Origin of the sequence: Paraburkholderia sp. GAS82 (assembly GCF_050436285.1) — a bacterium.
GTDB classification, from domain to species: domain Bacteria; phylum Pseudomonadota; class Gammaproteobacteria; order Burkholderiales; family Burkholderiaceae; genus Paraburkholderia; species Paraburkholderia phenazinium_B.
Genome location: NZ_JBNDLX010000005.1, coordinates 14213 through 37781 on the forward strand (window position 1 = coordinate 14213; position 23569 = coordinate 37781).

19 protein-coding genes are annotated in these 23569 nt (G+C 61.6%); 5 read left to right on the forward strand and 14 right to left on the reverse strand.

The annotated features are described in order from the left end of the window. Positions 1-7: 7 nt before the first annotated feature. Positions 8-3301, forward strand: coding sequence for an efflux RND transporter permease subunit (locus P3T17_RS16475; protein ID WP_429407934.1), 3294 nt, complete (start codon positions 8-10; stop codon positions 3299-3301). 100 nt (positions 3302-3401) lie between these two features. Here P3T17_RS16475 and P3T17_RS16480 read toward each other — a convergent pair whose 3' ends face one another. The 3 genes from P3T17_RS16480 to P3T17_RS16490 all read right to left on the reverse strand — a co-directional run bounded on the left by P3T17_RS16480 (position 3402) and on the right by P3T17_RS16490 (position 6647). Next, positions 3402-4862, reverse strand: a complete 1461-nt coding sequence (locus P3T17_RS16480; protein WP_074268893.1) for an amino acid permease — start codon at positions 4860-4862, stop codon at positions 3402-3404. 186 nt (positions 4863-5048) lie between these two features. Next, positions 5049-5720, reverse strand: a complete 672-nt coding sequence (locus P3T17_RS16485) for a GntR family transcriptional regulator (protein WP_074268894.1) — start codon at positions 5718-5720, stop codon at positions 5049-5051. A gap of 96 nt (positions 5721-5816) precedes the next feature. Further along, a complete protein-coding gene (locus tag P3T17_RS16490) occupies positions 5817-6647 on the reverse strand; it encodes a MipA/OmpV family protein (protein WP_429407935.1) in 831 nt (276 codons plus the stop codon). 416 nt (positions 6648-7063) lie between these two features. On the opposite strand from P3T17_RS16490, the gene P3T17_RS16495 reads away from it, so the two are divergent. Continuing rightward, entirely contained in the window at positions 7064-8161 is a 1098-nt protein-coding gene (locus P3T17_RS16495) for a porin (protein ID WP_074268896.1), read from the forward strand. 113 nt (positions 8162-8274) lie between these two features. Here P3T17_RS16495 and P3T17_RS16500 read toward each other — a convergent pair whose 3' ends face one another. Together P3T17_RS16500 and P3T17_RS16505 are read right to left on the reverse strand one after the other, a co-directional pair. Next, complete coding sequence (locus P3T17_RS16500) at positions 8275-9141, reverse strand: class I SAM-dependent methyltransferase (protein ID WP_429407937.1); 867 nt, start codon at positions 9139-9141, stop codon at positions 8275-8277. A 52-nt stretch (positions 9142-9193) separates the two neighbouring features. After that, positions 9194-10087 carry an AraC family transcriptional regulator N-terminal domain-containing protein gene (locus P3T17_RS16505; protein ID WP_429407939.1) on the reverse strand — a complete coding sequence of 298 codons (894 nt, stop codon included), beginning with the start codon at positions 10085-10087 and terminating at the stop codon, positions 9194-9196. A gap of 153 nt (positions 10088-10240) precedes the next feature. Between P3T17_RS16505 and P3T17_RS16510 the strand changes: the two genes are divergently transcribed. Next, on the forward strand, positions 10241-11011 hold the full coding sequence (locus P3T17_RS16510; protein ID WP_429407941.1) for an SDR family NAD(P)-dependent oxidoreductase: 771 nt from the start codon (positions 10241-10243) through the stop codon (positions 11009-11011). Between the two features lie 59 nt (positions 11012-11070). On the opposite strand, the gene P3T17_RS16515 is transcribed toward P3T17_RS16510, so the two are convergent. The 6 genes from P3T17_RS16515 to P3T17_RS16540 form a co-directional block, all read right to left on the reverse strand. Next, positions 11071-12993: a PAS domain S-box protein gene (locus P3T17_RS16515; RefSeq protein ID WP_429407943.1), complete on the reverse strand. Its 1923-nt coding sequence runs from the start codon at positions 12991-12993 to the stop codon at positions 11071-11073. 169 nt (positions 12994-13162) lie between these two features. Continuing rightward, complete coding sequence (locus P3T17_RS16520) at positions 13163-14533, reverse strand: sensor histidine kinase (protein WP_429407945.1); 1371 nt, start codon at positions 14531-14533, stop codon at positions 13163-13165. Beyond that, a complete protein-coding gene (locus P3T17_RS16525) occupies positions 14523-15200 on the reverse strand; it encodes a response regulator transcription factor (RefSeq protein WP_074268902.1) in 678 nt (225 codons plus the stop codon). The genes P3T17_RS16520 and P3T17_RS16525 overlap by 11 nt, the downstream gene beginning before the upstream one ends. A gap of 20 nt (positions 15201-15220) precedes the next feature. After that, on the reverse strand, positions 15221-16546 hold the full coding sequence (locus tag P3T17_RS16530; protein ID WP_074268903.1) for an MFS transporter: 1326 nt from the start codon (positions 16544-16546) through the stop codon (positions 15221-15223). Positions 16547-16638: 92 nt separating this feature from the next. Further along, positions 16639-17658: an ABC transporter substrate-binding protein gene (locus P3T17_RS16535; RefSeq protein WP_074268904.1), complete on the reverse strand. Its 1020-nt coding sequence runs from the start codon at positions 17656-17658 to the stop codon at positions 16639-16641. A 155-nt stretch (positions 17659-17813) separates the two neighbouring features. Beyond that, positions 17814-18731, reverse strand: coding sequence for a LysR family transcriptional regulator (locus P3T17_RS16540; protein ID WP_074268905.1), 918 nt, complete (start codon positions 18729-18731; stop codon positions 17814-17816). A 139-nt stretch (positions 18732-18870) separates the two neighbouring features. Here P3T17_RS16540 and P3T17_RS16545 point away from each other — a divergent pair, with 139 nt between their 5' ends. Beyond that, positions 18871-19635, forward strand: coding sequence for an SDR family oxidoreductase (locus P3T17_RS16545; protein WP_429407948.1), 765 nt, complete (start codon positions 18871-18873; stop codon positions 19633-19635). An 83-nt stretch (positions 19636-19718) separates the two neighbouring features. Here P3T17_RS16545 and P3T17_RS16550 read toward each other — a convergent pair whose 3' ends face one another. The 3 genes from P3T17_RS16550 to P3T17_RS16560 form a co-directional block, all read right to left on the reverse strand. Then, positions 19719-20483: an SDR family NAD(P)-dependent oxidoreductase gene (locus P3T17_RS16550; protein ID WP_429407950.1), complete on the reverse strand. Its 765-nt coding sequence runs from the start codon at positions 20481-20483 to the stop codon at positions 19719-19721. 67 nt (positions 20484-20550) lie between these two features. Then, positions 20551-21564 carry an aldo/keto reductase gene (locus P3T17_RS16555; protein WP_429408522.1) on the reverse strand — a complete coding sequence of 338 codons (1014 nt, stop codon included), beginning with the start codon at positions 21562-21564 and terminating at the stop codon, positions 20551-20553. Between the two features lie 159 nt (positions 21565-21723). After that, entirely contained in the window at positions 21724-22647 is a 924-nt protein-coding gene (locus P3T17_RS16560; protein WP_074268909.1) for a LysR family transcriptional regulator, read from the reverse strand. Positions 22648-22767: 120 nt separating this feature from the next. On the opposite strand from P3T17_RS16560, the gene P3T17_RS16565 reads away from it, so the two are divergent. Further along, a complete protein-coding gene (locus tag P3T17_RS16565; RefSeq protein WP_429407952.1) occupies positions 22768-23544 on the forward strand; it encodes a carboxymuconolactone decarboxylase family protein in 777 nt (258 codons plus the stop codon). Positions 23545-23569 lie beyond the last annotated feature (25 nt).

A 23569-nucleotide genomic window follows, 5' to 3' on the forward strand; every position in this document is an offset into this window, starting at 1 on the left:
TCGTCCCATGCCAAAGTTTTTTATCGATCGCCCAGTCTTTGCCTGGGTGATCCCGATTCTCATCTGCCTGATAGGGGTGATTTCGATGCTGAATCTCGGCATCGACTCCTATCCGGACATCGCGCCGCCAGAAGTAACGGTCACGGCAACTTACCCTGGCGCCAGCGCGGCGACCATGGAATCGACCGTGACCCAGGTGATCGAGCAGCAGCTGACCGGCATCGACAACCTGCTGTACTTCAACTCGGCATCCAATTCCAACGGCACTGTCACCATTACGCTGAGCTTTGCGACCGGCACCAATCCGGATACGGCGGAAGTGCAGGTGCAGAACAAGGTTGCACTGGCCCAGCCGCTGCTGCCGGCCGCGGTGACCCAGCAAGGTGTGGTGGTCGCCAAGGCGAGCCCTGACATTCTGCTGTTCATCTCGCTGCAGTCGAGCAACCCTGCCATCGACGCTTACCGTCTGAGCGACATCGTCGCCTCGCAGATCCAGCCGGTGATTGCGCGGGTCAATGGTGTGGGCAACACGTTCGAGCTGGGATCGGAATACGCCGTGCGCATCTGGCTGAATCCGGACAAGCTGCAAGGCTATGGCCTGTCCACGACCCAGGTGCTCAACGCCGTGAGCGCACAGAACGCGCAGTTCGCCACGGGTTCGCTCGGTGCCGATCCGGCAGTCAAGGGCCAGGTCTTCACCGCGACGGTGTCCGGCGATTCGCTGTTCTCCTCGATCAAGCAGTTCAACGACATCATCCTGCTCACCAACAGTAACGGCACGGTGGTCAGGCTGAGCGATGTTGCACACATCACCTTCGGTGCGCAAAGCTACGGCTCGGCTGCGGTCTACAAGGGCAAGGCGGCCGGCGGTATGGGCGTCTACCTGCTGCCGGGCGCCAACGCTCTTGCCGTCGCCAAGGCGGTGAAGGCCGAAATGGGCGTGCTCGCCAAGGATCTGCCGCCGGGCGTCACCTGGAATGTGCCTTACGACACGACACCGTTCATTACCGCTTCGATTACCGATGTGGTGCGCACGCTGATCGAGGCCATTGCGCTCGTGTTCGTGGTGATGCTGATCTTCCTGCAGAACCTGCGGGCCACGATCATTCCGACCCTCGTCATTCCGGTCGCGCTGCTGGGCACGTTTATCGGCCTCTCGCTGCTGCATTACACGCTGAACCAGCTGACACTGTTCGGGATGGTGCTCGCCATCGGCATTGTGGTGGACGATGCGATCGTCGTGATCGAAAACGTCGAGCGCATCATGACCGAGGAGAACCTCCCGCCTCGAGAGGCGACCCGCAAGGCGATGGGCCAGATTACCGGCGCCATCATCGCGATCACCGTGGTGCTGTCTGCCGTGTTCATCCCTTCGGCTTTGCAGCCTGGCGCCACCGGCATCATCTATGCGCAGTTCGCGCTGACCATTGCTGTTTCGATGGCGATGTCGGCGTTCCTCGCCATGTCGTTCACGCCAGCCCTTTGTGCCGCGATTCTCAAACCGACGGACCACCACAAAAAGAATGTCGTGTTCCGCTGGTTCGACAAGGGCTTCGACCGGGTCAACGCAACCTACTTCAGGCAGATCGGCGGTGCGGTACGTCACGCGCCGCGCTGGATGATCGTGTTCCTGCTGCTGGTCCTGCTGACGGGCTTCCTGTACACCCGTCTGCCGACCAGCTTTGTGCCGGACGAAGATCAGGGCTTTATCCTCGCCCTCGTCAATCTGCCGACTGGCGCCACGCTGCAGCGCACGGATGCGGCGATGACCGCGATGTCGCAGAAGCTCGAGCATAGTGCGATCGCCAAGGACATCGACAGCGTGTTCCAGGTCGAAGGGTTCAGCTTCGTCGGCAGTAGCGAGAACGTCGGCATGGCGTTTATCAAGTTGACCGACTGGGGCCAGCGCTCGCAAACCGCGATGCAGCTCATTCCGCAGGTCAACAGGCTCTTGCATGGCCAGCAGGACGCGCAGATCTTCGCCGTCAATCTCCCGACCATCCGCGGCTTGAGCCAGTTCGGCGGTGTCGACATGTATCTGCAGGCGCGTGCGGGCCAGTCGCGTGCGGAACTGGCGAAGGCGGAAGGCATCCTGCTCGGCAATGCTGCTAAAAATCCGACGCTGTACGGCATTCGTCCCAATTCGCTGCCCGAAGCGCCGCAGTTGCAGGTGTCTGTCGATCGTGTGCAGGCGCAGGCCATGGGGCTGTCGCTCACGGATGTCTACAACTCCATCCAGATGGAGCTCGCGCCGTTCTATGTGAATCAGTTCACTTATGGCGGCCGGGTCAAGCGCGTGTATCTGCAGGCCGATGCCCCGTACCGGATGGGCGTGGACGCGTTCCAGCACATCTACACGCCGAGTGGCATCACCAGCGCATCGACGGGCGCGACCAGTACAGCCACGAGCACGACCAACACCAGTGGCTATCTGACCAACGTCAACCCCTCGGCAACCGATACCTCGCTTAGCCCGTACAACATGGTCCCGTTGTCCAGCGTGGTGAAGTCGCACTGGGATGTGGGTCCGGTCGCGCTGCCGCGCTATAACGGCTACTCCGCAATCGAAATCGTGGGCAACCCTGCGCCGGGCTACTCCACGGGTCAGGCCATGGATGCGGTCCAGAAAATCATCAACACCCAATTGCCATCGGGTTTCGCCGCGGACTGGACAGGTCAGTCCTACCAGGAAATCATCGCCGGCAATTCGGCAACGTTGCTGATGATCCTGTCGATCGTGGTGGTGTTCCTGTGTCTCGCGGCCCTGTACGAAAGCTGGTCGATTCCGGTCGCCGTGCTGCTCGTGGTGCCGCTGGGCATGCTCGGTATGTTGTCGTTCTGTCTGTTGACCGGCGTGCCTAACGACATCTACTTCAAGATCGGTCTTGTCACCGTGATCGGTCTGGCTGCCAAGAACGCCATTCTGATCGTGGAGTTCGCGGTGGAAGGACAGGCCCACGGCATGACGCTTTACGATGCCGTGCTGACCGCGGGCAAGCAGCGCTTGCGCCCGATCCTGATGACCTCGATGGCCTTCATTCTTGGGGTATTGCCGCTCGTGCTGTCGTCAGGGGCTGGCGCCTCTTCCCGGCATGAAATCGGCACGGGTGTGATTGGCGGGATGATCTTTGCGACCTTCTTCGGGCTCTTGCTGATCCCGGTGTTTTACGTGGTCGTGCGGCGTGTGCTGGGCGATAAGCTCGACGAGGTCTCGCACAGGCTGCCGCACCATGGTGGAGATGATGCAGGTGGCACAGGCGGTACGGGTGGCACAACAACCACAGGTGACGCGAATCCCTGAGACGGGGTTTCCGTGATCTGAAACGCCTCGGTGCTACCGAACGGGCGTTGCCGGCAGAGATGCGCGGCAACGCCCGTTTTTTATCGAGGCTCGTTATCGGTCAGTGACGCTCGGGAAAGCGCAGCTTCGAATGATTGCGGCCGTACGAAAAATAGATGATCAAGCCGATCACCAGCCACACGACGAGCCGCATCCACGTGACGAGCGGCAGCCCCACCATCAGCAACAGGCAGAACAGAATCCCCAGCACCGGCACGATCGGCACGCCCGGGGCCCGGAACGGGCGAGAAGCGCCGGAGTCGCTGCGCCGCAGATAGATCACGGCGCCACAGACGAGAATGAACGCGAACAGCGTGCCGATGCTGACCATCTCGCCCAGCACGCTGATCGGCGTCAACGCCGCCACGATGGCGACGATCGTGCCGATCATGATCTGGCTCAGATGCGGAGTCTGAAGACGCGGATGAACCCGCGCGAAGAGCGGCGGCAGCAAACCGTCCTGCGACATCGTGAAGAAGATCCGGCTCTGTCCATACAGCAGCACGAGAATCACGGTGGTGAGCCCCGTCAGCGCGCCGATCTTGATCAGGACTGAGAACCATGTGAGGCCGATGGCATCCACGCCCTTGGCGATCGGATCAGGCACGTTCAGATCCGCGTACGGTACGAGCCCGGTGAGGACCCCGGCAACGAGGATATACAGCACGGTACAGATAATCAGGGATCCCAGGATACCGATCGGCATGTCGGTCTGCGGCTTTCTCGCCTCCTGCGCCGCGGTGGATACTGCATCGAAACCGATGAACGCGAAAAACACCACGGCCGAGCCACGCAGAATGCCGCTCATGCCGAAGTTGCCGAACTCACCTGTATTCGCCGGAATGAACGGATGCCAGTTGGCCGGCTTGATGAAAAACATCCCCAGCGCGATGAAGGCCACCACCACGATCAGCTTGACCGCCACCATGATGTTGTTGAGCCGTGCGGACTCCTTCGTACCGAGCACCAGCATCGTAGTCAGGATGGCGATGATCACGATGGCCGGCAGATTGACGATACCTGTGGCCGTGGTGCCGTCGGCGAGCTTGATGATGGTGCCGGGGGCGGTCGACAGGGTCGGCGGGATGTTGATTCCCGCGTTATGCAGCAGACTCACGATATAACCGGACCAGCCGACCGCGACGGTCGCGGCGCCCATTGCATATTCGAGGATCAGGTCCCAGCCGATGATCCACGCGAAGATCTCGCCGAGGGTTGCATAGGTGTACGTATAGCTGCTGCCGCATACGGGCAGCATGGCAGCCAGTTCCGAGTAGCACAGGCCAACGAACGCGCACGCAATGCCACCGAGGATGAACGAAAGAATGATGCCCGGGCCGGCGAACTGCGCTGCCGCGGTGCCGGTCAGGACAAAGATGCCGGCGCCGATGATGGCGCCGATTCCCATCGCTGTGATGCTGGTGGCGCCCAGCGTTTTCGACAGCGAGTGGCCTCCCTCCGTATCCGCGCTTCCGACGATATCGGCGACGGATTTCCGTGCCATGTAGCTCGTATCAGCCATGATGAGTCGTCCCGTTCAAATGGTTTTTGGACGCGAACCGACTCGGCTTGCTTCGGCCCGCGAAGCACGACAAAAGCATCTGTTACCGAATACTGGCAGGGCTAAGGTGGAGAGAAAGTGGAATTAAGTGTAGTCCGAATCAGAAGTAAAGTGAAATAACGGCTCGGCGCCGCTCGCAGAGTCTTGTCAGCCCTGATCCGTCTCGAGCATCCTCATCGCGGCTTTTTCCGCATTCGCCACGTGTAGCCGGGCGGCTGCCTCTGCAGCTTGCGCATCGCGCGCCTTGAGCGCTTTGTATAGCTTGTCGATTTCACGCAAGCTGGCTGGCAGGCGGTCCGGATGCATCAGGGACGTGGCGCGTAGCAGATTGACGCGTGAATAGAGGCTCGTCAGGATCTCCTTGATCAGGCCGTTGCCGCAGTTGCCGAGCAGCACGTCATACAGGTCGCCCTTGGCCTTCAGCACGGCGTCCTGGTTGCCGGAGTGCGCCGCCACCTTCAATGCCTGGGCGCGCTCGCCAAATTGTGCGATCGCCGCATCGTCGGCGTGACGGGTAAACTCGGCGGCGGCAAATCCTTCGAGCAGGCCGCGGATCGCATACAGCTCGGTCGCTTCCTCCCTGGAAATGACCGCGACAGTCGGCCCCTTGTGCGGCACAATGCGCACCAGCTTCTCGGCTTCGAGCCGGCGCAGCGCTTCGCGGATCGACGTGCGGCTCACGCTCAACGACTCGCAGAGTTCACGCTCGATCAGGCGCGCCCCAGGCGCAAAGCGTCCCGACATGATCGCCTGCCGGAGCACGTGCTCCACCTGGTGACGTAGCGTCTCAGGCCGTATCAGCTCCATATCGGCTGCCATGATTGTATTCCCGTCTGACAATTCACATGGCTGCTATGGTACTCGAATCCCTGTGACAGGCAAAATCCCCGGCAGCAACCGGGGCTGAGGCTTCGCTCAGAACCGGTAGCTCGAGAACAACCCATATGTGAGCTGGGTTTTCTTCTCGACAATGGGACTCCCGCTGACATCGCCGCGGAGCCTGGCGGCGATCACGGTAGCGCCCACGTCCCATTGCCTGGAAAGCCTGTAGTCAGCCTTGACGGAGACGTTCAGCGAAGCGACGCCCGCCCCCGGCGCGTATTCAGACAGACCGGAACGCTGGCTCTGGCCGGGGTCGACACCGTAGAAAGTCCGGTTGTACTGGCTGCTGCCCCACGTCAGTCCGGGCCCAGCGCTCAACGTGAGCGCGTCGACCGGCTGATACTTTCCTTCCAGGCCCAAGGTGGCCACCGTGCCCTCGTGCTTGCCGAGAATGTCGGTCATGACGCTGCCGCGCGCCGTGAACCAGTCGAGCGTATAGCTGCCGAACAGGCCGGCATGGGCGGTACGGGAGATGTCGCCGAGGCCTTGCAGGCGTGCATCGTCGGACTGGTCGCGCGGCTGGATGAAATCGTACGACAGCAACGCGGCGAGCTGCCAATGCGAGTCCTTATAGAGGTAGGCACCCATCCCAAGCGGCGTATTTGCCTCGGGCACCGTACCGATGAAATAACGCCCGTTGCTCGCGCCGAGTAACGGAATCGGCTCAAATTTGCGATCGCTCGCGCCCGGATATTCGGGCAGGCTCAAAACTCCCGCGCCGACGGTGAAATGCCAGCCGTCGGGCAACATCGCGTTCGGCGATGCGGGCGCTGTAACGTCATCAGCCATTGCGTCAATCGAACCGGCACACAGTATCGCGCCGAGTAACAGATATTTTGAATAATGATGGACGCGTACTTTCATCGAAATCTCCGGGCTGGAAGCTCATGACTTCAGCCGATCAAGGAAGGGAAGCGGCATGATGCGCAGCGCGAGCATGGGCGGCCAGTCGCTTGCGACGAAACGACGGGAGGTGGCGCGAGAAGGGATAAAGACGGCGCGAGTCGCGGGAGGCTTTCAATCAAAAAAGCCGTCAACCGGTTTCAACAAAAAAACGACATTTATCGTTCGAAGCTATTACCGCTGTAATCGTTGAAACGGCTTTATCGTAAAATCAGCCCGCGGCGGTAAGGGGTATTAACAAAGCCATCGCGCTGCACAAAAATAGTCACGGATCTTCATAATCAGGATCCCTCGACAAAAAACTCGCTCAGCCGCGTGCGCTCGCCTCGAAGACCGCCTAAACAAATTTTCAAACAATAGAAAAGATGGAGAGACGGATGAAAAAATTCCACCTGATGGCGAGTTCCGGCGCAGCCGCTGCAGCACTCGCAATGTTCGCGCCCAGCGCATTCGCCCAAAGTTCAGTCACGCTGTACGGCCTCGTCGATACGACGGTTCGTTACCTGTCGAATGCAAATGCGAACAACGACGGCCAGGTTGCGATGGGAGAAGGCGTTGAAACACCGAGCCGGTGGGGCTTGAAGGGTACCGAAGACTTGGGCGGCGGCCTCTCGGCCGTGTTCCGGTTGGAGAACCAGTTCCAGCTCTGGTCGGGCAAGCTCGATAACAGCAGCAACCAGTTGTTCCAGCGTCAGGCGTACGTCGGGCTGTCGAGCAGCCAGTACGGCACGGTGACGTTGGGCCGCCAGCAGACGCCGTTCTTCGAGCAGATGGGCAACACCTACGACCCGTTGACCGTCGCCGACTTCTGGCAGGACAGCTACGTGTATAACCCGGTCGGCCCGTTCCTGTTCACGAACAGCTCGGTCAAGTACAGCGGCACGTTCGCCGGCCTGACGGTCGAGGGCATGTACGGCTTCGGCGGCGTGCCGGGCAGCGTCGGCTCGAACAGCATGTACGGCTTGACGGCTTCGTACTCGATTGGACCGCTGTCGGCCGACGTCGGCTTCCAGCAGAATGACGTCGAGGGCAAGAAATTCAACATCGTCAACGTAAGCACCGTGTATGCGTTCACCCCGGCCGTGAAGGTGCTTGCGGGCTGGCTGCATTCGCAGGACGAAACCGGTACGGCCGACTTCGCCCAGCAGCAGGTCGGCGCGCCGTTGCTGGCATCCGCGAGCCCGGACCGTATTGACGACAGCTTCTATGTCGGTTCGAGCTGGCAAGTGACCTCGCCGCTGACGTTGACGGTAGCGGGCTACTACGATCACGCCCGCAACGCGGCGTTCCTCGACGGCGCGCTCGGCGTCGGTATCAACTACTCGGCCACGGTGCTCGCCGAGTATGCGCTGTCCAAGCGCACCGAGGTCTACGGCACGGTCGACTTCACCCGCGGCAACGGCGCGTTCCTCTCCGACTACCCAGGCCGCAACAACCAGACCGGCGTCGCAGTCGGCCTGCGCAATCTGTTCTAAATCCGCAGCATCTCTGCGAGGTGGCCGAAACGGCCGCCTCGCGGACGATCCTTTGCTGCTGGCCTCACCCTCTGAAGGCATCGCGTCAACAATGGCGCTCCAGGCAATGCACGCTAACTGCTGGTCGTTGCGACCAGCAGTTCCTCAGCGTTGTTCGGCGGGCGCAAGCCATCGGTCCTGCCGGCGAAGTAGCGTTGTGTCAGATCAGCCGCGGATACGTGCCGTGCTTCTTCAAAGCCCGCTTCGCAGGCCATTTCCCGGATCTCCGCCGGGGTGAAGAAACTCACGAAAGGCGTACCGCTTGCCCGCGCGCCCTTCTCCGCCATCTCGAGCCCGGGTCGCACCTCCGGGTCCGCCAGTTCCAGCGGTAGCAGAAACGTCATGGCGAGCGTCGACCCTCGGGCGAGCGCCGCCACTTCGCGCAACGTGGCCGAGTTCGCCTCTTTGCTGAGATACATGCTGACGCCCGTCGACACGACAATGGCCGGCTGGCTCTCATCGAAACCGGCGGACACGAGCCCTTCCCGCCAGCTTCCCCCCGCCTCGAAGTCCACTGGCACGAAACGTAACCAGTCCGGCACGCCGAAGCCGAGTTCGATCAGGCGCTGACGCTTCCATGCCTGCGGGCCGGGCTGATCGATCTCGAAGACCTTGAGATGGGACGCAATCTCCGGGCGCCGCTGCGCGAAGCTGTCGAGGCCGGCGCCGAGAATCACATACTGACCGACGCCGCGGCCGGCCTGTTCCACGACCAGATCCTCGATGAAGCGGGCACGCGCTAAGATCGAGGCACGAAACGGCCGCGTGAACTGCGGGTCCATGTCGCCACGGCTGCGCCAGTTCTCGTCCGGCGACAGCAGCTTGAGACCGATCTCGTCTTCCAGCACATGCGGCGGCGCGTCGGACTGGACATGCAGTGCACGCCACAACGCGACTCGCGTTGCGGTGCTGTCGGGTGCGATATCGTGCCCGTCGGTCATGACTGTGGCTCCTGTGGTTCGTGTTCGTCTGGACAAAAAACCATGCGCAACGCTAGGCCACGACCGTCTTCAACGTGGCGATATCGCGCCGGGGCGGCGCGCCAAACATACGCGCGTATTCACGGCTGAATTGCGATGCGCTTTCGTAGCCCACCTGATACGCGGCCACTTCGGCGTTCGCGTCCCCTGTCACCATCAGATGCCGCGCTTCGAGCAGGCGTAGCTGCTTCTGGTATTGCAGCGGCGTCATCGAGGTGAGCGCCTTGAATTGCCTATGGAATGCGGATGGACTCATTTGCGCCACGGCCGCCAGGTCCTCGATGCGGATCGTCTCGGCGAACTGGTCCCGTAATGTATGGATCGCTGTAACCACTCTCTGCGCATGACTGTTTGCCAGCACGACCTTGGCGACTTCGCCGCCATGAGGCCCGGTCAGCAGCCAATAGCAGATCTCCCGCATGATCATCGGCGCGAGGATAGGAATCGCCTGCGGCGTATCGAGCAGACGCACCATACGCAGCACGCAGTCGGCAAGCGGGCCGTCGAAGTCGGTGACAAATACACCGCGGCCCAGATTGTCTTCCAGTTCGGGCGGCGCCTCGAGACGCTCCATCACATCGCGCATCACCGCAAGGTCGAACTGAATCACGATGGCGAGGAACGGTTCGGCTGGACTCGCCTCAACCACCCTGCTGAATGCCGGCATCTCGACGCTAACGACCAGCGCTCGCCCTGCCGGATAGTCGTAGCGCCGGTCGCCGAAAGTCGTCCACTTGCTGCCTTGCACGACGACGCACAGCGCGGGCTTCATGATCAGATGAGACGCAGGCTTTTCATGATCCGCGCGAAGGATGGCCATTCCATCAATCGCGGTAATGAACGGGCTCCCCTTCCCGGCCTGCTGGTCGGTATAGCGTTTGACCGCTTCAATCAAGGCATTGGACATATGCATTCCCTCCTTTCCTGAATGGTACATGCTCACGTATCCAAAGGAGGCGCTCCGAGCAGGATCAGGCAAGAACCGAAGCAGTTCGGGCATTCAGCGCCTGGGGAGGCCGGAATAAGCTTGACTCCTGTTCAACCGGAAGTGGAGCACAGCATGACAGCAGGAAATACAGGCACAAAAATCGCAATCGTTACCGGAGGCAGTCGCGGTCTGGGACGCAACACGGTGATCAACCTTGCGCGGCGCGGCGTCAATTCGCTCTTCACCTATCGCGCGAATCGGGCAGAAGCCGACAAGGTGGTCAGCCTCGTGGCAGAGGCGGGGCAAAAGGCTATTGCACTGCCGCTCGATACCGGCAAGGTGAACACGTTCGGCGCCTTCGTGGAACAGGTTCGACAGTCGCTTCCCGAGCTGGGCGCCGAGCGTTTCGACTTCCTCGTCAACAACGCCGGCACTTCGAATCACACCCCGTTCGAGCAGACGACCGAGGAAGAACTCGACGGTCTCTACAACGTTCATTTCAAGGGCGTTTTCTTTCTCACGCAAAAACTTCTGCCGCTCATCAACGATGGTGGCCGCATCGTGAATATCTCTTCGGGACTAACGCGTGTCGCTTTTCCGGGCAGCGGGTCGTACGCGTCCATGAAGGGCGCGGTCGAAGTGCTGACCCGTTATCTCGCGAAGGAACTCGGTCCTCGCAAGATCGCCGTCAACACCGTCGCTCCGGGCGCGGTCGCGACCGACTTCAGCGGCGGCATGGTGCGCGACAATCCCGAGATTAACAGGCGCGTGGCGGAAGCGACCGCGCTCGGCCGCGCGGGCGTGCCCGACGACATCGGCCCGATGATCGCCTCGCTGCTGTCCGAGGATAACCGCTGGGTCAATGCCCAGCGTATCGAAGTCGCCGGCGGCATGGTGATCTGAGACGAGGCGCTCGTGCCCGGTTAGCCCCTCTGCGTACCAAGGGCTACCCAGGCGCCTGCTCACCCAGCGCGCAAGGCCTTCGCGAGATCGGCGAGGCGATACGGCTTGTGGACGAACGTGAACTCGCCGAGCTCGCCATGTTCGCGGCGCAGCACCGCAAGGGGATAGCCCGAGGCAAGCACGATCTTGACAGCTGGAAACTGCTCGCGAACCAGCCGCGCCAGCTCCAGTCCACTGATTCCGTGCGACATCACGATGTCGCTAAAGAGAATGTCGATCCGCGAACGCCGCATCAGGATATCGACGGCGTCCAGGCCATTACTGGCCGTCACCACCTCGTAGCCGATGCTTTGAAACAGCTCGGACGCGGCGGCCAGCAGGTCAGGCTCGTCTTCCACGAGCAGGACGGTTTCCGCCGCCAGATGCGCAGAATAGTCCTTGGCAGGGACGGGAGCGCCCGCTATGGCGGGAAGATAGATCTCGATCGTCGTGCCATTGCCGCCCACGCTGCGGATCACAACATCGCCGCCCGACTGGGTAATGAACCCATACACCTGGCTCAAGCCGAGTCCCGTCCCTTTGCCTATCTCCTTCGTGGTAAAGAACGGCTCAAACGCTCGTGCAGCAACTTCGGGCGATATGCCCGTGCCGGTGTCCGATACCGCCGCCCTGATATAAGTGCCGGCCGGAAGTCCTCCGACGTCGCCAACCTTGAGCTCGACGCGCTCAGTGCTGATCGCGATTGTTCCGCCCCCGGGCATCGCATCGCGCGCATTCACTACCAGGTTCAGCAAGGCGGCCTCGAAACGTGCAGCGTCCAGCAGCACCACCGTCTGCTCCGCGGCCAACTCGACCTCGAGACTGATTGAGTCGTTCACGGCCCGATGCAGCACCGGTTCGAAGGCCCGGATGATCGTGTTCACGTCATGGGACTCGGCCTTGAGTGGCTGTTGCCGGGCGAACGAGAGAAGCTGCTGGGTCAGCGAGGCACCACGGTCGACGGCACGCTGCATCGCATCCAGCATGCGCGTGTCCAGATGGGTGCGCGATTGTGCGGAGAGCACCTGCAGCCCGTTCGAAATCACGGCCAGCAGATTATTGAAGTCATGCGCGACACCACCCGTCAACTGGCCGATCGCCTCCATCTTCTGCGATTGAAACAGCGCGGCATTGGCGCGTTCCAGTGCAGCGGCCGCTTCCTTGCGCTCGGTGATATCGCGAGTCACTTTCGCAAATCCGAGGAGCGTGCCGAATTCGTCGCGGATCGCATCCACCACCACGTTTGCCCAGAAGCGGCTCCCGTCTTTGCGAACCCGCCAGCCCTCCAGTTCCGCCCGGCCGTCGCGCGCCGCCATCGCGAGCGTCAGCGCCGGCACACCGCGGGCGCGATCTTCCTCGGTATAAAAGCGGGAAAAATGCTGACCGACGATCTCGTGTTGCTGATATCCCTTGATACGCGCTGCCCCGGCATTCCAGCTGGTTATTTCTCCGGCGGGGGACAGCAGATAGATGGCGTAGTCCGTGACCCCATGGACAAGGAGACGGAACTGTTGCTCGCTCTTGCGCAACTCTTCCTCAGCCACCTTGCGTTCGGAAATATCACGCGTGATTTTCGCAAATCCCACCAGTTCGCCGGAATTGTCACGGATGGGATCGACCACGACGCTGGCCCAGAAGCGCGTGCCGTCCTTGCGCACCCGCCATCCCTCGTCTTCGAACTTGCCTTCCTCGAGTGCCGTGCGCAACGCCCGTTCCGGGACGCCGGATGCGCGGTCCTCATCCGTGTAGAACTGGGAAAAGTGTTTTCCTATGATCTCGCTGGCGACGTAGCCTTTGAATCTTTGGGCCCCGGCATTCCAGCTGACGATGTAGCCACGCGTATCCAGCATGTAGATCGCGTAGTCCTTTACGCTGGTCACAAGCAGTTCGAATCGCTGGGCATCGGTCAGTCCGGCGGGCGCTGCGTGATTGTCGGTTGTCATCGTCGTGGGTGGAAAAGTCGATACCTGGCCGGAGACACTCTATCCTGCCAGCGAAGTCAGCACACAACCTCCTATGAGGCAAATTCTAGATCAACCCTACCGGCAGGGGTGGCGTATTACCGATTTTTGACAAGAAACCCGCCTACGCCCCTGAACCTCGTGGGTCGAATCACCCACGTACGGCCGGAAACACCACCGAAGCAGTCAGCCCCACCCCGCCCGCGCCATCGCCATCGCCCAACACGACTTCGGCCCGATGCGCCCGGGCGATTTCGCGGACGATCGACAATCCGAGCCCGCTGCCCTCCTCGCCGGAGGCCCGAAAGAACGGCTCGAACACCCGGTCGCGTAACTCGGGGCCGATCCCCGGACCTTCATCCGCGATGGTCAGAACGACCCGGCCGTCGTGCGAGCTCAAGGTAAGCGCGACATGGCCGCCGGCTGGCGTGTAACGAATCGCGTTGTCGAGCAGATTGAACAGCAGCACCGAAAGCAGCGGCTCGTTGCCCATCACTTGCCCGGGTTCGTCGAGATGCGCGGACAATTCGACGCGGCGTCGTTGCGCGAGCAATGCGAGCTGTTCAAGTGTCCCGGTCGCAACCGCGCGCAGATCCACGGGCGCACCTTCGAAGTCGGCGTAGTCCGCGGCCTCCGCTTGCGCGAGCAGCAACAACTGGTTGGTGAGCGCCACCAGCGACTGGTTGCTGCGGTGCATGGCCAGCAGCGTCTCTTTCAGTTGACCAAGATCGTCCTGGCGTCGCGCGTATTGCAGTTGCGTGCCGAGCAAGGTGAGCGGCGTACGCAACTGATGCGCCGCATCTGCGATAAAGCGCCGCTGCATGGCGGTCTTCCGTTCGATGATATCGAGGCACTGGTTGAACGCGGTGACGATGGGGCGCAACTCATTGCGCAAAGGATCGGCATGCACCCGCAGCGAGGCATTCGGCGCACGCGCCAGCATGTCTTTCGCGAGCCGCATCAATGGCTGCAGTTCGAACGTGAGTCCGACGCAAACCAGCACTACGGCAATCGTCACGATGCCGGCAAAATGCAGCATCTGCGGCCGCCATAGTTCGGTGGCTGCCGCATCGCGTTGCATGAGCGTGCGCCCCACCGAAACCACAACCTGCTTCGTTGCGCCCGAGTCGTACATTGGGCGGATCAGCGCCACCGCGCGAATCGGGTGTCCGCTCACCGCTGCGTCATACCAGAGCGGTGTATCGCCCGGCACGCGCAACGGAAAATCCGAGGTGCCTGCAATCGTCGCACCGCCCACTTCGCGAATGCTGAAATACACCTCGTCGCCATACGGCGAACTCAGGATCTCGATCGCGCTCGGCGAGATCTCCGCGTGCAGATAGCCATTTTCCCATTGGATGTCACCGGCCATCACGCGCGCCGACGACAGCAACGCTTCATCCTGCAACAGGCTCGCTGTGCGCTGTGCGTTATCGCGAGCGATCAGACCCGCCGCGAAGACATAGACGGTCATCGGCAACAGCAGCCACAGCAGAAGCCTTAAGCGTAGGCTATTCGTCATCGGCGCCGTCTTCGAGCAGATAGCCGAGGCCGCGCAACGTAATGATGGTCGCAGTGCTCTTTTCAAGCTTCTTGCGCAGCCGCGACACGTAGATCTCGATGGCGTCTTCGCTGGTCGCCGTATCGGCGTTGCTGAGCGAATCCGCCAGCAGGGCCTTGGCCACCGTCTTTTTGGCACGCAGGATCAGCGCCTCGAGCACCGCGTGTTCACGCGGCGTCAACGTCAGCGGTTCGCCTTCCACCGCGAACTGGCAGCGGTCCATGTCGTACGTGAGATTGCCGCATTTGAGGCGGTTCGAACGCGACGACGATTGCCGCCGCGCCAGCACCTTCACGCGCGCGACCAGTTCACGCGCATCGAATGGCTTGACGATGTAGTCGTCGGCGCCTGCGCCTAGACAGATCACTTTTTCGTCGACGGCGCCGGTCGCTGTCAGGATCAGCACCGGCGTTGCATCGCCCCGCTCGCGCATACGGCGCAACACGCTCTTGCCGGAGAGCTGTGGCAGATTCAGATCGAGCAGCACGACGTCGTAGGGCACGGCGCGCACGGCGGTGTCGGCCGCTTCGCCATCGCTCACACGGTCGAGCATGAAGCCGTCGTCCTGCAGAATCCGCGCGAGCCAGTGCGCGAGCTGATCGTTGTCTTCGACGAGCAGTAGCCTCATCGCCTCTATCCCCAATGCGTTCATGCCGTCCTGTACTGCTCCCGCGACTGGGTCGAACGGTACAGAACGAGCGTTGCGACTATCCCGCACAGCGCAGCAAACGACATCCATGCACCCGGGGAAGCCTTGTCACCCGTAGTATGAATCAGCCAGGTCGAGATGGCCGGCGTAAACCCGCCGATCACCGTGGCGAGACTGTACGCCATCGAAAAACCGGTGGTCCGCACATGCGCCGGCATAAGCTCCGTCAATGCGACGACCATCGCACCGTTGTACCACGCATAAAGCAGCGACAACCACAGTTCGACCAGCAGCAGACGGGCGAACGACGGTTGCGTCACCATCCATTGCATGACCGGATACGCAGTCAGGATCGCGAGCACGGTACAGGCGATCAGCACAGGACGACGGCCGATGCGATCGGACACGGCACCGGCGATGGGCAACCAGATGAAATTCGACACGCCGACGCAGACCGTGACCAGCAGCGAATCGAGCGAAGACAGCTTCAGCACGACTTTGCCGAACGTCGGCGTGTAGGCCGTGATCAGATAGAACGATGCTGTCGTCATGATGACGAGACCCATGCCGGCCAGGATCAGCCGCGAATGCTGCACCATCGACTTCGCGATCTCGGCCATAGCCGGACGATGGCGGCGCGCGGCGAATTCTTCGGTCTCCTGCAGAGAACGACGCACGTAGAACAGGAACGGCACGATCAGACAGCCGACGATGAACGGGATACGCCAACCCCATGCGTTCATCTCCGAAGCAGGGATGAGACGGTTGAGCAGCACGCCGAGCGACGCCGCGAACACCACCGCCACCTGCTGGCTCGCGGACTGCCACGAGCAGTAGAAGCCGCGATTGCCCCTGGTCGCGATCTCCGACAGGTAGACGGATACGCCACCCAGTTCGACGCCCGCGGAAAAGCCCTGCAGCAGCCGTCCAAACAGGACGATAGCGGGCGCGAGAAGACCGATCTGCGCATAGCCCGGCACAAACGCGACGCACGCAGTGCCGACCGCCATCAGCATCAGGGAGAGGATCAAGCCCTTGCGGCGGCCGTGATGGTCGATGTAGGCGCCGAGCACGAGCGCGCCGATCGGACGCATCAGAAAGCCCGCGCCAAACACGGAAAGCGCGAGCATCAACGAGGCGAACTCGTTGCCGGTCGGAAAGAACGTGGCTGCGATTGCGGCCGCGTAATACCCGTACACGGTGAAGTCGTACATCTCGAGAAAATTGCCGCTGGTAACGCGAAACACCGAGCGCAGGCGCGACTCCCTTGAAGCAGCGGGGACGGCAGCGGCAGCCGTTTCGTTCGATGAAGTTGCAGATGTCATGGTGACCTCGATTGGGAGGGACAGGGCCGTGCCCGGCGGCCATCGGGGCAACCAGGTACGGCTTCGTTCAAAGTGGAAATGCGTCGAATGCCTCAGTGGGCCGGTACGGCATTGGCCTCGTCGGCAAAGCGGTTGGTGTAGGTTCGCGCCAGATCGACATGGCGCGGCTCAATGGCCGGATTGACTGCCGCGAGCGCAGCCAGGACCGTTTCGGGCGCGCCGACCGGCATCCTGCCGTCGCGCGAAAACGCTGGCATCGATGCAGCGAGCGTCTGTTGATAGAGCGGCCCGTTCGCGCCGATAAAGTCCTTCGGCAAAACCGCCATGACGTCGCCGGCACTGTGCGATGAAATAAACGCGAGAGCCCGTGTCATCGCGCGGACCAGGTGCCGGGTTTCGTCCGGATGGGTGGCGACCCACTTGCGCTGCGCATACACACATGCGCCGGCAAAGGGGCCACCCAGCACCGCACGCGTGCCCTCGACGCTGCGCATGTCCACCAGCACCTGCGCGGTGCCGGCGGACAGCAGCCGCGAGGCCGTCGGCTCTTCGATCATGCCTGCGTCGACCGTGCCTTTCGTCATGGCATCGACGAAGCTGTTGTCCGAACCGAGCGGCACGACCGTGTACGAGTTGGTGGTGAGGCCTGCACGCTGCGCGAGGTAACGGCTCAGGAAATACGTGGAAGCGCCAAACCCCGTCACACCGAGCCTGCGGCCGTTAGCGTCAGCCATGGTCTGCATCGGCTGCGGCACTTTGGTCGACGCCAGTTCGGCGAGTCCCGCCGCGCGGTTCAGAACGACAATAGCTTCGACTTCGAGACCGCGGCTCTGCAGATCGATCGTATGGTCGTAGATACCCACTGCGCCCTGGACGGCACCCGCGATCAGTTCGGTGGCGGTATCGACGCCGGCCGGTTCCGAGAGAATCTCGACGTCCAGCCCTTCGTCGCGGAAGTAGCCGAGGCGGGCCGCCAGCGTGACCGGCAGATACATGATCTTCGACGCGCCACCCGTCATCAGCGTCAGCTTCTGCGCGTCGGCAGGCGGCGTCCAGCACAGAACCGCGCAAGCGGTCGAAGCTAGCGCCGTGAAGCGGGCGAAGGGTGGCATATCGGAAGGGTCTCCATGGTCAAGGGCGCCGGCCCGCTATCTACGGATCGTCTGGTGCAGCGCTTGCCGCGAGTATAAAAAACCGACGCCTTCTGCCTGCTTTCGGCAGGGAGGAAATGTTGTGGGTGTTTACCCTCGTCCGGCATGAGCGCCGCTCAAGCTCCGTCGGCCCGATCCCACGGAGGCACGCCACCAAACGCATCGACCAGGAAATCGATCACCGCGCGGGTCTTGGCGCTCAGGTGCCGGCGACTGGGGTACAACGCGAGCACGTCGATGTCGGGCAACCGATACTCCGGCAACACCTGAACCAGCTTGCCGACGCGCAGGTCGTTGCCGACCAGAAACGTGGGTTGCCAGATCACGCCTTGCCCAGCGAGTGCGGCTGCGCGCGCCGTATCGCCGTTGTTTGTATGCATGTGACAGTTGACCTTTACGGTGTGAGCCTTGCTCTCGCTGTCGATCAGTTGCCACTCGTCGCCGGTGGCCGCATACGAGTAGCCGATGCATCGATGCTCGATCAGGTCGGCTGGTTTAACGGGGTGTCCGCAACGCGCCAGATAGGTTGGCGACGCACAGAGGATGTTTCTCGATGTCGCCAGCTTGCGGGCTGCCTGGTTAGTCGAGCCGGCGCGGGAGATGCGAATGGCGAGGTCATAGCCTTCATCGACAATATCGACGACGCGGTCGATCAACGCCACGTCGAGTTCCACTTCGGGATATTTCCGCATGAACCCGGGCCATAGCGGCGCCAGGTACAGAATCCCAAAGCTCACAGGTGCATTGATGCGCAGACGGCCACGCGGTTCGACCGAGGCCGAGGATACGAGCCCCTCAGTCTCGGCGACGTCGTCGAGGATCGATTTGCAGCGCGAGTAAAAGGTCTCGCCGCCCTCGGTAAGAGACAGCCTGCGTGAAGTGCGATTCAGCAGGCGCGTGCCGAGATGCGCTTCCAGTTCATTCACGTAGCGGGTCACGTTGGCAGGCGACGTCTCGAGCACATCGGCTGCGCGCGTGAAGCTGCCGCGGCTCACCACGGTCACGAAAACTTCAAAAGCACGCAGCCTGTCCATGGGACTTCCCGATCATTCACAAATACTGAATGATATACCCATGTTTTGTGCCTTTCTGCATTTATGGCTGAAGCCTATATTGCTTCTCACGGACCAGGGCATTGGGCACTGGTCAACAAACTGCAGCAGGAGATTGAACATGCAACGCTTGACAGGGAAAGTCGCTATCGTGACCGGCGCCAGTGCCGGAATTGGCCGTGCCACCGCAAAACTGTTCGCCGCGGAAGGCGCAAAAGTGGTGATCGCGGCGCGCCGCGAAGCCGAACTTGAAACGCTCGCTGCCGAGATCGCGAGCGCAGGCGGTGAGGCCGCGTTTCTGGCGGGCGACGTGCAGTCAGAGGACTTCGCGAAAGCGCTGGTCGCGCTCGCAGTCAGCCGCTTCGGCCGTCTTGACATCGCCTATAACAACGCCGGCACGCTCGGCGAAATGGGCCCGACCACCGGTGTGTCGGAGGCAGGCTGGTCGTCCGCATTGGCGATCAATCTGACGAGCGCCTTCCTCGGTGCGAAGCATCAAATCCCCGAAATGCTGAAGCAAGGCGGCGGATCGATCATCTTCACGTCGACGTTCGTCGGTTATTCATTCGCTTTCCCGGGCACCGCCGCATACGCTGCGAGCAAGGCCGGGTTGATCGGACTGACCCAGGCACTGGCTGCCGAGTACGGGCCACAAGGGGTACGCGTCAACGCCATCCTGCCGGGCGCAGTGGACACGCCGATGTACCGGGACATGAATGACACAGCCGAGTCGCAGGCCTTCGTGACCGGGTTGCATGCGCTCAAGCGGGTCGCACGGCCGGAAGAACTCGCGCGCTCGGTGCTCTATCTCGCGTCCGATGATTCATCTTTTGTGACCGGCACCGCTTCGCTCGTCGATGGTGGCGCATCGATTACGCGTACCTGAATCCCCTCGCGCCATGAGGCGTTCAAGACGCTTCGTTTGACGCCGTTGTCGGCGTCAACGAAAGCGCCTTGTCCGGATCTCGCTCATCGCATGATGAAACCCCCATCGACGGAAATAGACTGACCGGTCACGTAGCTCGAGGCGTCGCTGCAAAGCCAAAGCACAACATCGGCTATCTCTTCTGGTTTCCCATACCGACCCATCGGAACCGCTTTCAGCAGTGCGTCGAGAGCCTCGCTTTGGCCAGAGGCCGCCATCTGCGCGGCCATCGGTGTCCAGAACAAACCTGGACAGATGGCATTGATCCGGACACCGCGTGACGCATATTCAAGGGCGGCACTCTTCGTCAGCCCCAGTACCCCATGCTTTGCAGCGTGATAGGTGCCGCGCTCCGGTCCGCCAACCAGTCCGCCCAGCGACGAACAATTGACGATCGCACCATTGCCCTGCTTGCGCATCTGCTGCAATTCGAATTTCATGCAACTCCAGACACCGCCCAGATTGATCGACATCACGCGGTCGTAGTCGTCCCGGGACGAATCGGCGGTTTCAGCAAGGACATTCTGAACGCCGGCGTTGTTGTAGGCGACATCCAGCCTTCCAAAGACCGCCACGGTTTGCGCAACCATTGCTTCCACCTGCGCATCGTCGGCCACATCGCACTGGACGGCGAGGACTGCACAACCTTGGGCCTTCAGTTCGTCTGCCGCTGACTCCACGGAGTCTTTGTGCCAGTCTGCCAGTACGACCGAGGCCCCCGACAAAGCAAACGCCTTCGCCGTGGCCAGACCCAGCCCGGAGCCCGCGCCCGTGACGAGTGCGACCTTGTTCTCAAAAGTTATATTCACAACGGGTTCCTCCAGCCTCTTACGGCTCAGGTTTTCAGTGCTGTTTCTGGCTGGCGCGAGCGGCAGATCAGCCCATCACGCGCCGGCCTTCCACCGGGTAGTTCGGGTCCGTATATCCGGGCGTCGATGCATGGCCCGGAGGGACGAGACTGTCCACAAACTTTTCGTCTTCCGCTCCCAGTTGCAGCGTCAGTGCGTCCATGTAGCTGTCCCAGTGCGCTTCCGTGCGTGGCCCGGCGATGGCGGAACTCACCAGCTGGTTCCTGAGCACCCACGCGATGGCGAATGCGATCGAGGTGGTGTTGCGCTCAGCGGCGTGCGCCGCGACCTTCTGTGCAATGGCGAGAGATTCCGGACGCCACTCGGTCTGCTGGATGCGCTTGTCACCGCGCGCAACGCGAGAGTCGGCAGGCGGGGCATCGTCGGGTGCATATTTGCCCGTCAGCACGCCCCGTGCGAGCGGGCTGTACGGCACGACGCCGATGCCGTAGTGTCCGGCGGCAGGCATCAGTTCGACCTCGGCCGTGCGGTCGACCATGTTGTAAACCGGTTCGATTGCAACGGGACGATCAATGCCGAGCTGATCGGCCAGGCGCACGATTTCCGCGATACGCCAGGCGCGGAAGTTGGACAGACCGAAGTAGCGCACCTTGCCTTGGCGAATGAGGTCGCCGATGGCACGAACCCCTTCCTCCAGCGGCGCGTCAACAAGCGACCGGTGGAAGTAGAGAACGTCGATGTAGTCAGTGCCGAGGCGCTTCAGGCTGGCGTCGACTGTCTGGCAGATCCATTTGCGCGACTGCCCCTGTTCGTTCGGACGGGCGGTTGCCGAGGCCGGATAGCCGAACTTGGTTGCCACGACCCAGTCGTCGCGTCGTTCCGCGATTGCCCGGCCGATAATTTCTTCAGATCGGCCAGCGTGGTAGACATCCGCGGTGTCGAGGAAGTTGACACCTTGATCAAAGGCCTTGTCGATAATCCGGCGGGAGGTAGCTTCATCCGTTTCGCCGCCAAACATCATCGTGCCCAGACACAAGGGCGAAACCTTGAGGGCGCTGCGACCCAGATACCGATAGTCCATTCTCATCATCTCCATGCAGGCTGCGCCTGCGGTTACCAGAGCGTGCGCGCCGGAAACGGCGCACCTGCCGGCGTTTTGATCGCCGTCTGTATGGAGGATGATAGGTCGAGGGTATCTAGCGATAAAGCCCGTAAAACGGCAAACCCTCATGAGCTGAAATCATGAATCCCGTTTTCGGCGTCCGGGCTCTTCCGTGCGATAACGGATCGCATCGATCACCACGGTCATCGCCCGTGAGAACTCACGACGGGTCGCGTAGCAGGCGTGCAGCCCTGGGAACGTAGGACACCATTCGTCCAATACCTTCACGAGACGACCCGCTTCGACATGAGACTGGGCGAGATCAGCCGGGATGTAAGCGAGGCCGTATCCCGACAACGCTGCAGCCAGCATCTGATACGTCCCGTTGAAGGCGAGCTGTCCGTCCACGCGAACCTGCACTGCACGGCTGCCTTTCTTTAACTCCCACGGATAAAACCCGCCTAGCGTCGGCAAACGAAGATTGATGCAGTTGTGTGTGGTCAGGTCCTGAGGCTTCTTTGGCAACGCACGCGTCTTCAGGTACTCCGGCGCTCCGACAATTGCCATGCGCATTTCGGGCGCGAGGCGGACCGCGATCATGTCCCTGGCTACCTGGTCGCCGTGACGAATGCCGATGTCGTACCGGTCTGCCACGATATCCGAGAGACCGTAGTCGGTGATGATCTCCACCTTGAGGTCTGGATATTCACGAAGGACCGGCGACAACCTGGGCCACAAGACTGTCTCGGTCGCGTAATCGGTTGCGGTGATGCGGATCGTACCCGCGGGTTTGTCCCGAAACTCGGTGACGGCTGCCAGTTCGGAATCGATCTCTTCAAAGCGGGGCGCGATGGTCCGGATGAGTCGCTCGCCAGCCTCCGTCGGCGCGACGCTGCGCGTGGTTCGGGTCAGGAGCCGCATGCCGAGCCGGGTTTCAAGCGCCCGGATGGTATGGCTCAAGGCCGATTGCGATACGCCGAGTTGCGCAGCCGCACGCGTGAAGCTGCGCTCGCGCGCCACGGCAATCAGCGCCAGCAGGTCGTTGTAGCTTTCTCGACGCATTGATGAACTCATCTCATAGGTGTTTGCCGATTCTAGCGCCTAGTCGGCCATGAGTGGGTACGTTAAATTTCAGATATGGCGCTATCGAGGAAACTGCCGATGAGGATATTCGCAATGGCCATGATGTCGCTTGCGCTAGGCACCGCGGCCTGTTCGCAGTTCGAAAGGAAACCTGATATGGAAACTCTGGATCGCTCGTCCTCCGTCAACCTGCTTGCCGGGATGGACACCGTTTCACCCGCCCTTGAGCGCTATACGCACGATGTGGTGCTGGGCGACCTGTGGAAACGTCCGCAGCTTTCCGCACGGGACCGCAGCATAGTCACCCTCTCGGTATTGATTGCGCGTAACCAGAGCGCAGAGTTGCCGTTCTATCTCGATCTCGCACTCGACAGTGGCCTTAAGCCGAGCGAGATTTCGGAAATCATCACGCACCTGGCGTTCTATTCCGGTTGGGCCAATGCGACCGCGGCGGTGAAGATAACGAGCGCCGTTTTCGAGCGCCGCGGGATTACGGCGGCGCAACTCCCGCCAGCGGCGGTTGACCTTCTCCCTCTCGACGAGGCGGCAGAAGCCCAGCGCGAAAGCACAGTGCAGCAAAACTTCGGCGCCGTCTCACCCGGAGTCGTTCAGTTCACCCGGGACGCGTTGTTTAACGACCTGTGGCTGCGACCGGGTCTTGCGCCCCGCGACCGTAGTCTCGTCACGGTCAGCGCGCTGGTTGCGACCGGGCAGGTCGCGCAACTGACCTATCACCTGAACCGTGCAATGGATAACGGACTGACGAAGGCACAGGCGTCGGAGGTGATGACACAACTGGCGTTCTATGCGGGTTGGCCGAATGTATTTACGGCACTTCCAGTCGTTAAGGACGTACTTGAAAAGCGACCCGGCTGAGGTCTCGCGCCGGGTCTGATGGCAG

Bases quoted from the DNA above. Each gene is read 5' to 3' on its own strand.
- P3T17_RS16535 (WP_074268904.1), bottom strand. From the start codon at position 17,658: ATGCCACCCTTCGCCCGCTTCACGGCGCTAGCTTCGACCGCTTGCGCG.
- P3T17_RS16545 (WP_429407948.1), top strand. From the start codon at position 18,871: ATGCAACGCTTGACAGGGAAAGTCGCTATCGTGACCGGCGCCAGTGCC.
- P3T17_RS16530 (WP_074268903.1), bottom strand. From the start codon at position 16,546: ATGACATCTGCAACTTCATCGAACGAAACGGCTGCCGCTGCCGTCCCC.
- P3T17_RS16560 (WP_074268909.1), bottom strand. From the start codon at position 22,647: ATGCGTCGAGAAAGCTACAACGACCTGCTGGCGCTGATTGCCGTGGCG.
- P3T17_RS16490 (WP_429407935.1), bottom strand. From the start codon at position 6,647: ATGAAAGTACGCGTCCATCATTATTCAAAATATCTGTTACTCGGCGCG.
- P3T17_RS16495 (WP_074268896.1), top strand. From the start codon at position 7,064: ATGAAAAAATTCCACCTGATGGCGAGTTCCGGCGCAGCCGCTGCAGCA.
- P3T17_RS16480 (WP_074268893.1), bottom strand. From the start codon at position 4,862: ATGGCTGATACGAGCTACATGGCACGGAAATCCGTCGCCGATATCGTC.
- P3T17_RS16500 (WP_429407937.1), bottom strand. From the start codon at position 9,141: ATGACCGACGGGCACGATATCGCACCCGACAGCACCGCAACGCGAGTC.
- P3T17_RS16475 (WP_429407934.1), top strand. From the start codon at position 8: ATGCCAAAGTTTTTTATCGATCGCCCAGTCTTTGCCTGGGTGATCCCG.
- P3T17_RS16540 (WP_074268905.1), bottom strand. From the start codon at position 18,731: ATGGACAGGCTGCGTGCTTTTGAAGTTTTCGTGACCGTGGTGAGCCGC.
- P3T17_RS16565 (WP_429407952.1), top strand. From the start codon at position 22,768: ATGATGTCGCTTGCGCTAGGCACCGCGGCCTGTTCGCAGTTCGAAAGG.
- P3T17_RS16485 (WP_074268894.1), bottom strand. From the start codon at position 5,720: ATGGCAGCCGATATGGAGCTGATACGGCCTGAGACGCTACGTCACCAG.
- P3T17_RS16555 (WP_429408522.1), bottom strand. From the start codon at position 21,564: ATGGACTATCGGTATCTGGGTCGCAGCGCCCTCAAGGTTTCGCCCTTG.
- P3T17_RS16525 (WP_074268902.1), bottom strand. From the start codon at position 15,200: ATGAGGCTACTGCTCGTCGAAGACAACGATCAGCTCGCGCACTGGCTC.
- P3T17_RS16510 (WP_429407941.1), top strand. From the start codon at position 10,241: ATGACAGCAGGAAATACAGGCACAAAAATCGCAATCGTTACCGGAGGC.
- P3T17_RS16505 (WP_429407939.1), bottom strand. From the start codon at position 10,087: ATGTCCAATGCCTTGATTGAAGCGGTCAAACGCTATACCGACCAGCAG.
- P3T17_RS16515 (WP_429407943.1), bottom strand. From the start codon at position 12,993: ATGACAACCGACAATCACGCAGCGCCCGCCGGACTGACCGATGCCCAG.
- P3T17_RS16520 (WP_429407945.1), bottom strand. From the start codon at position 14,533: ATGACGAATAGCCTACGCTTAAGGCTTCTGCTGTGGCTGCTGTTGCCG.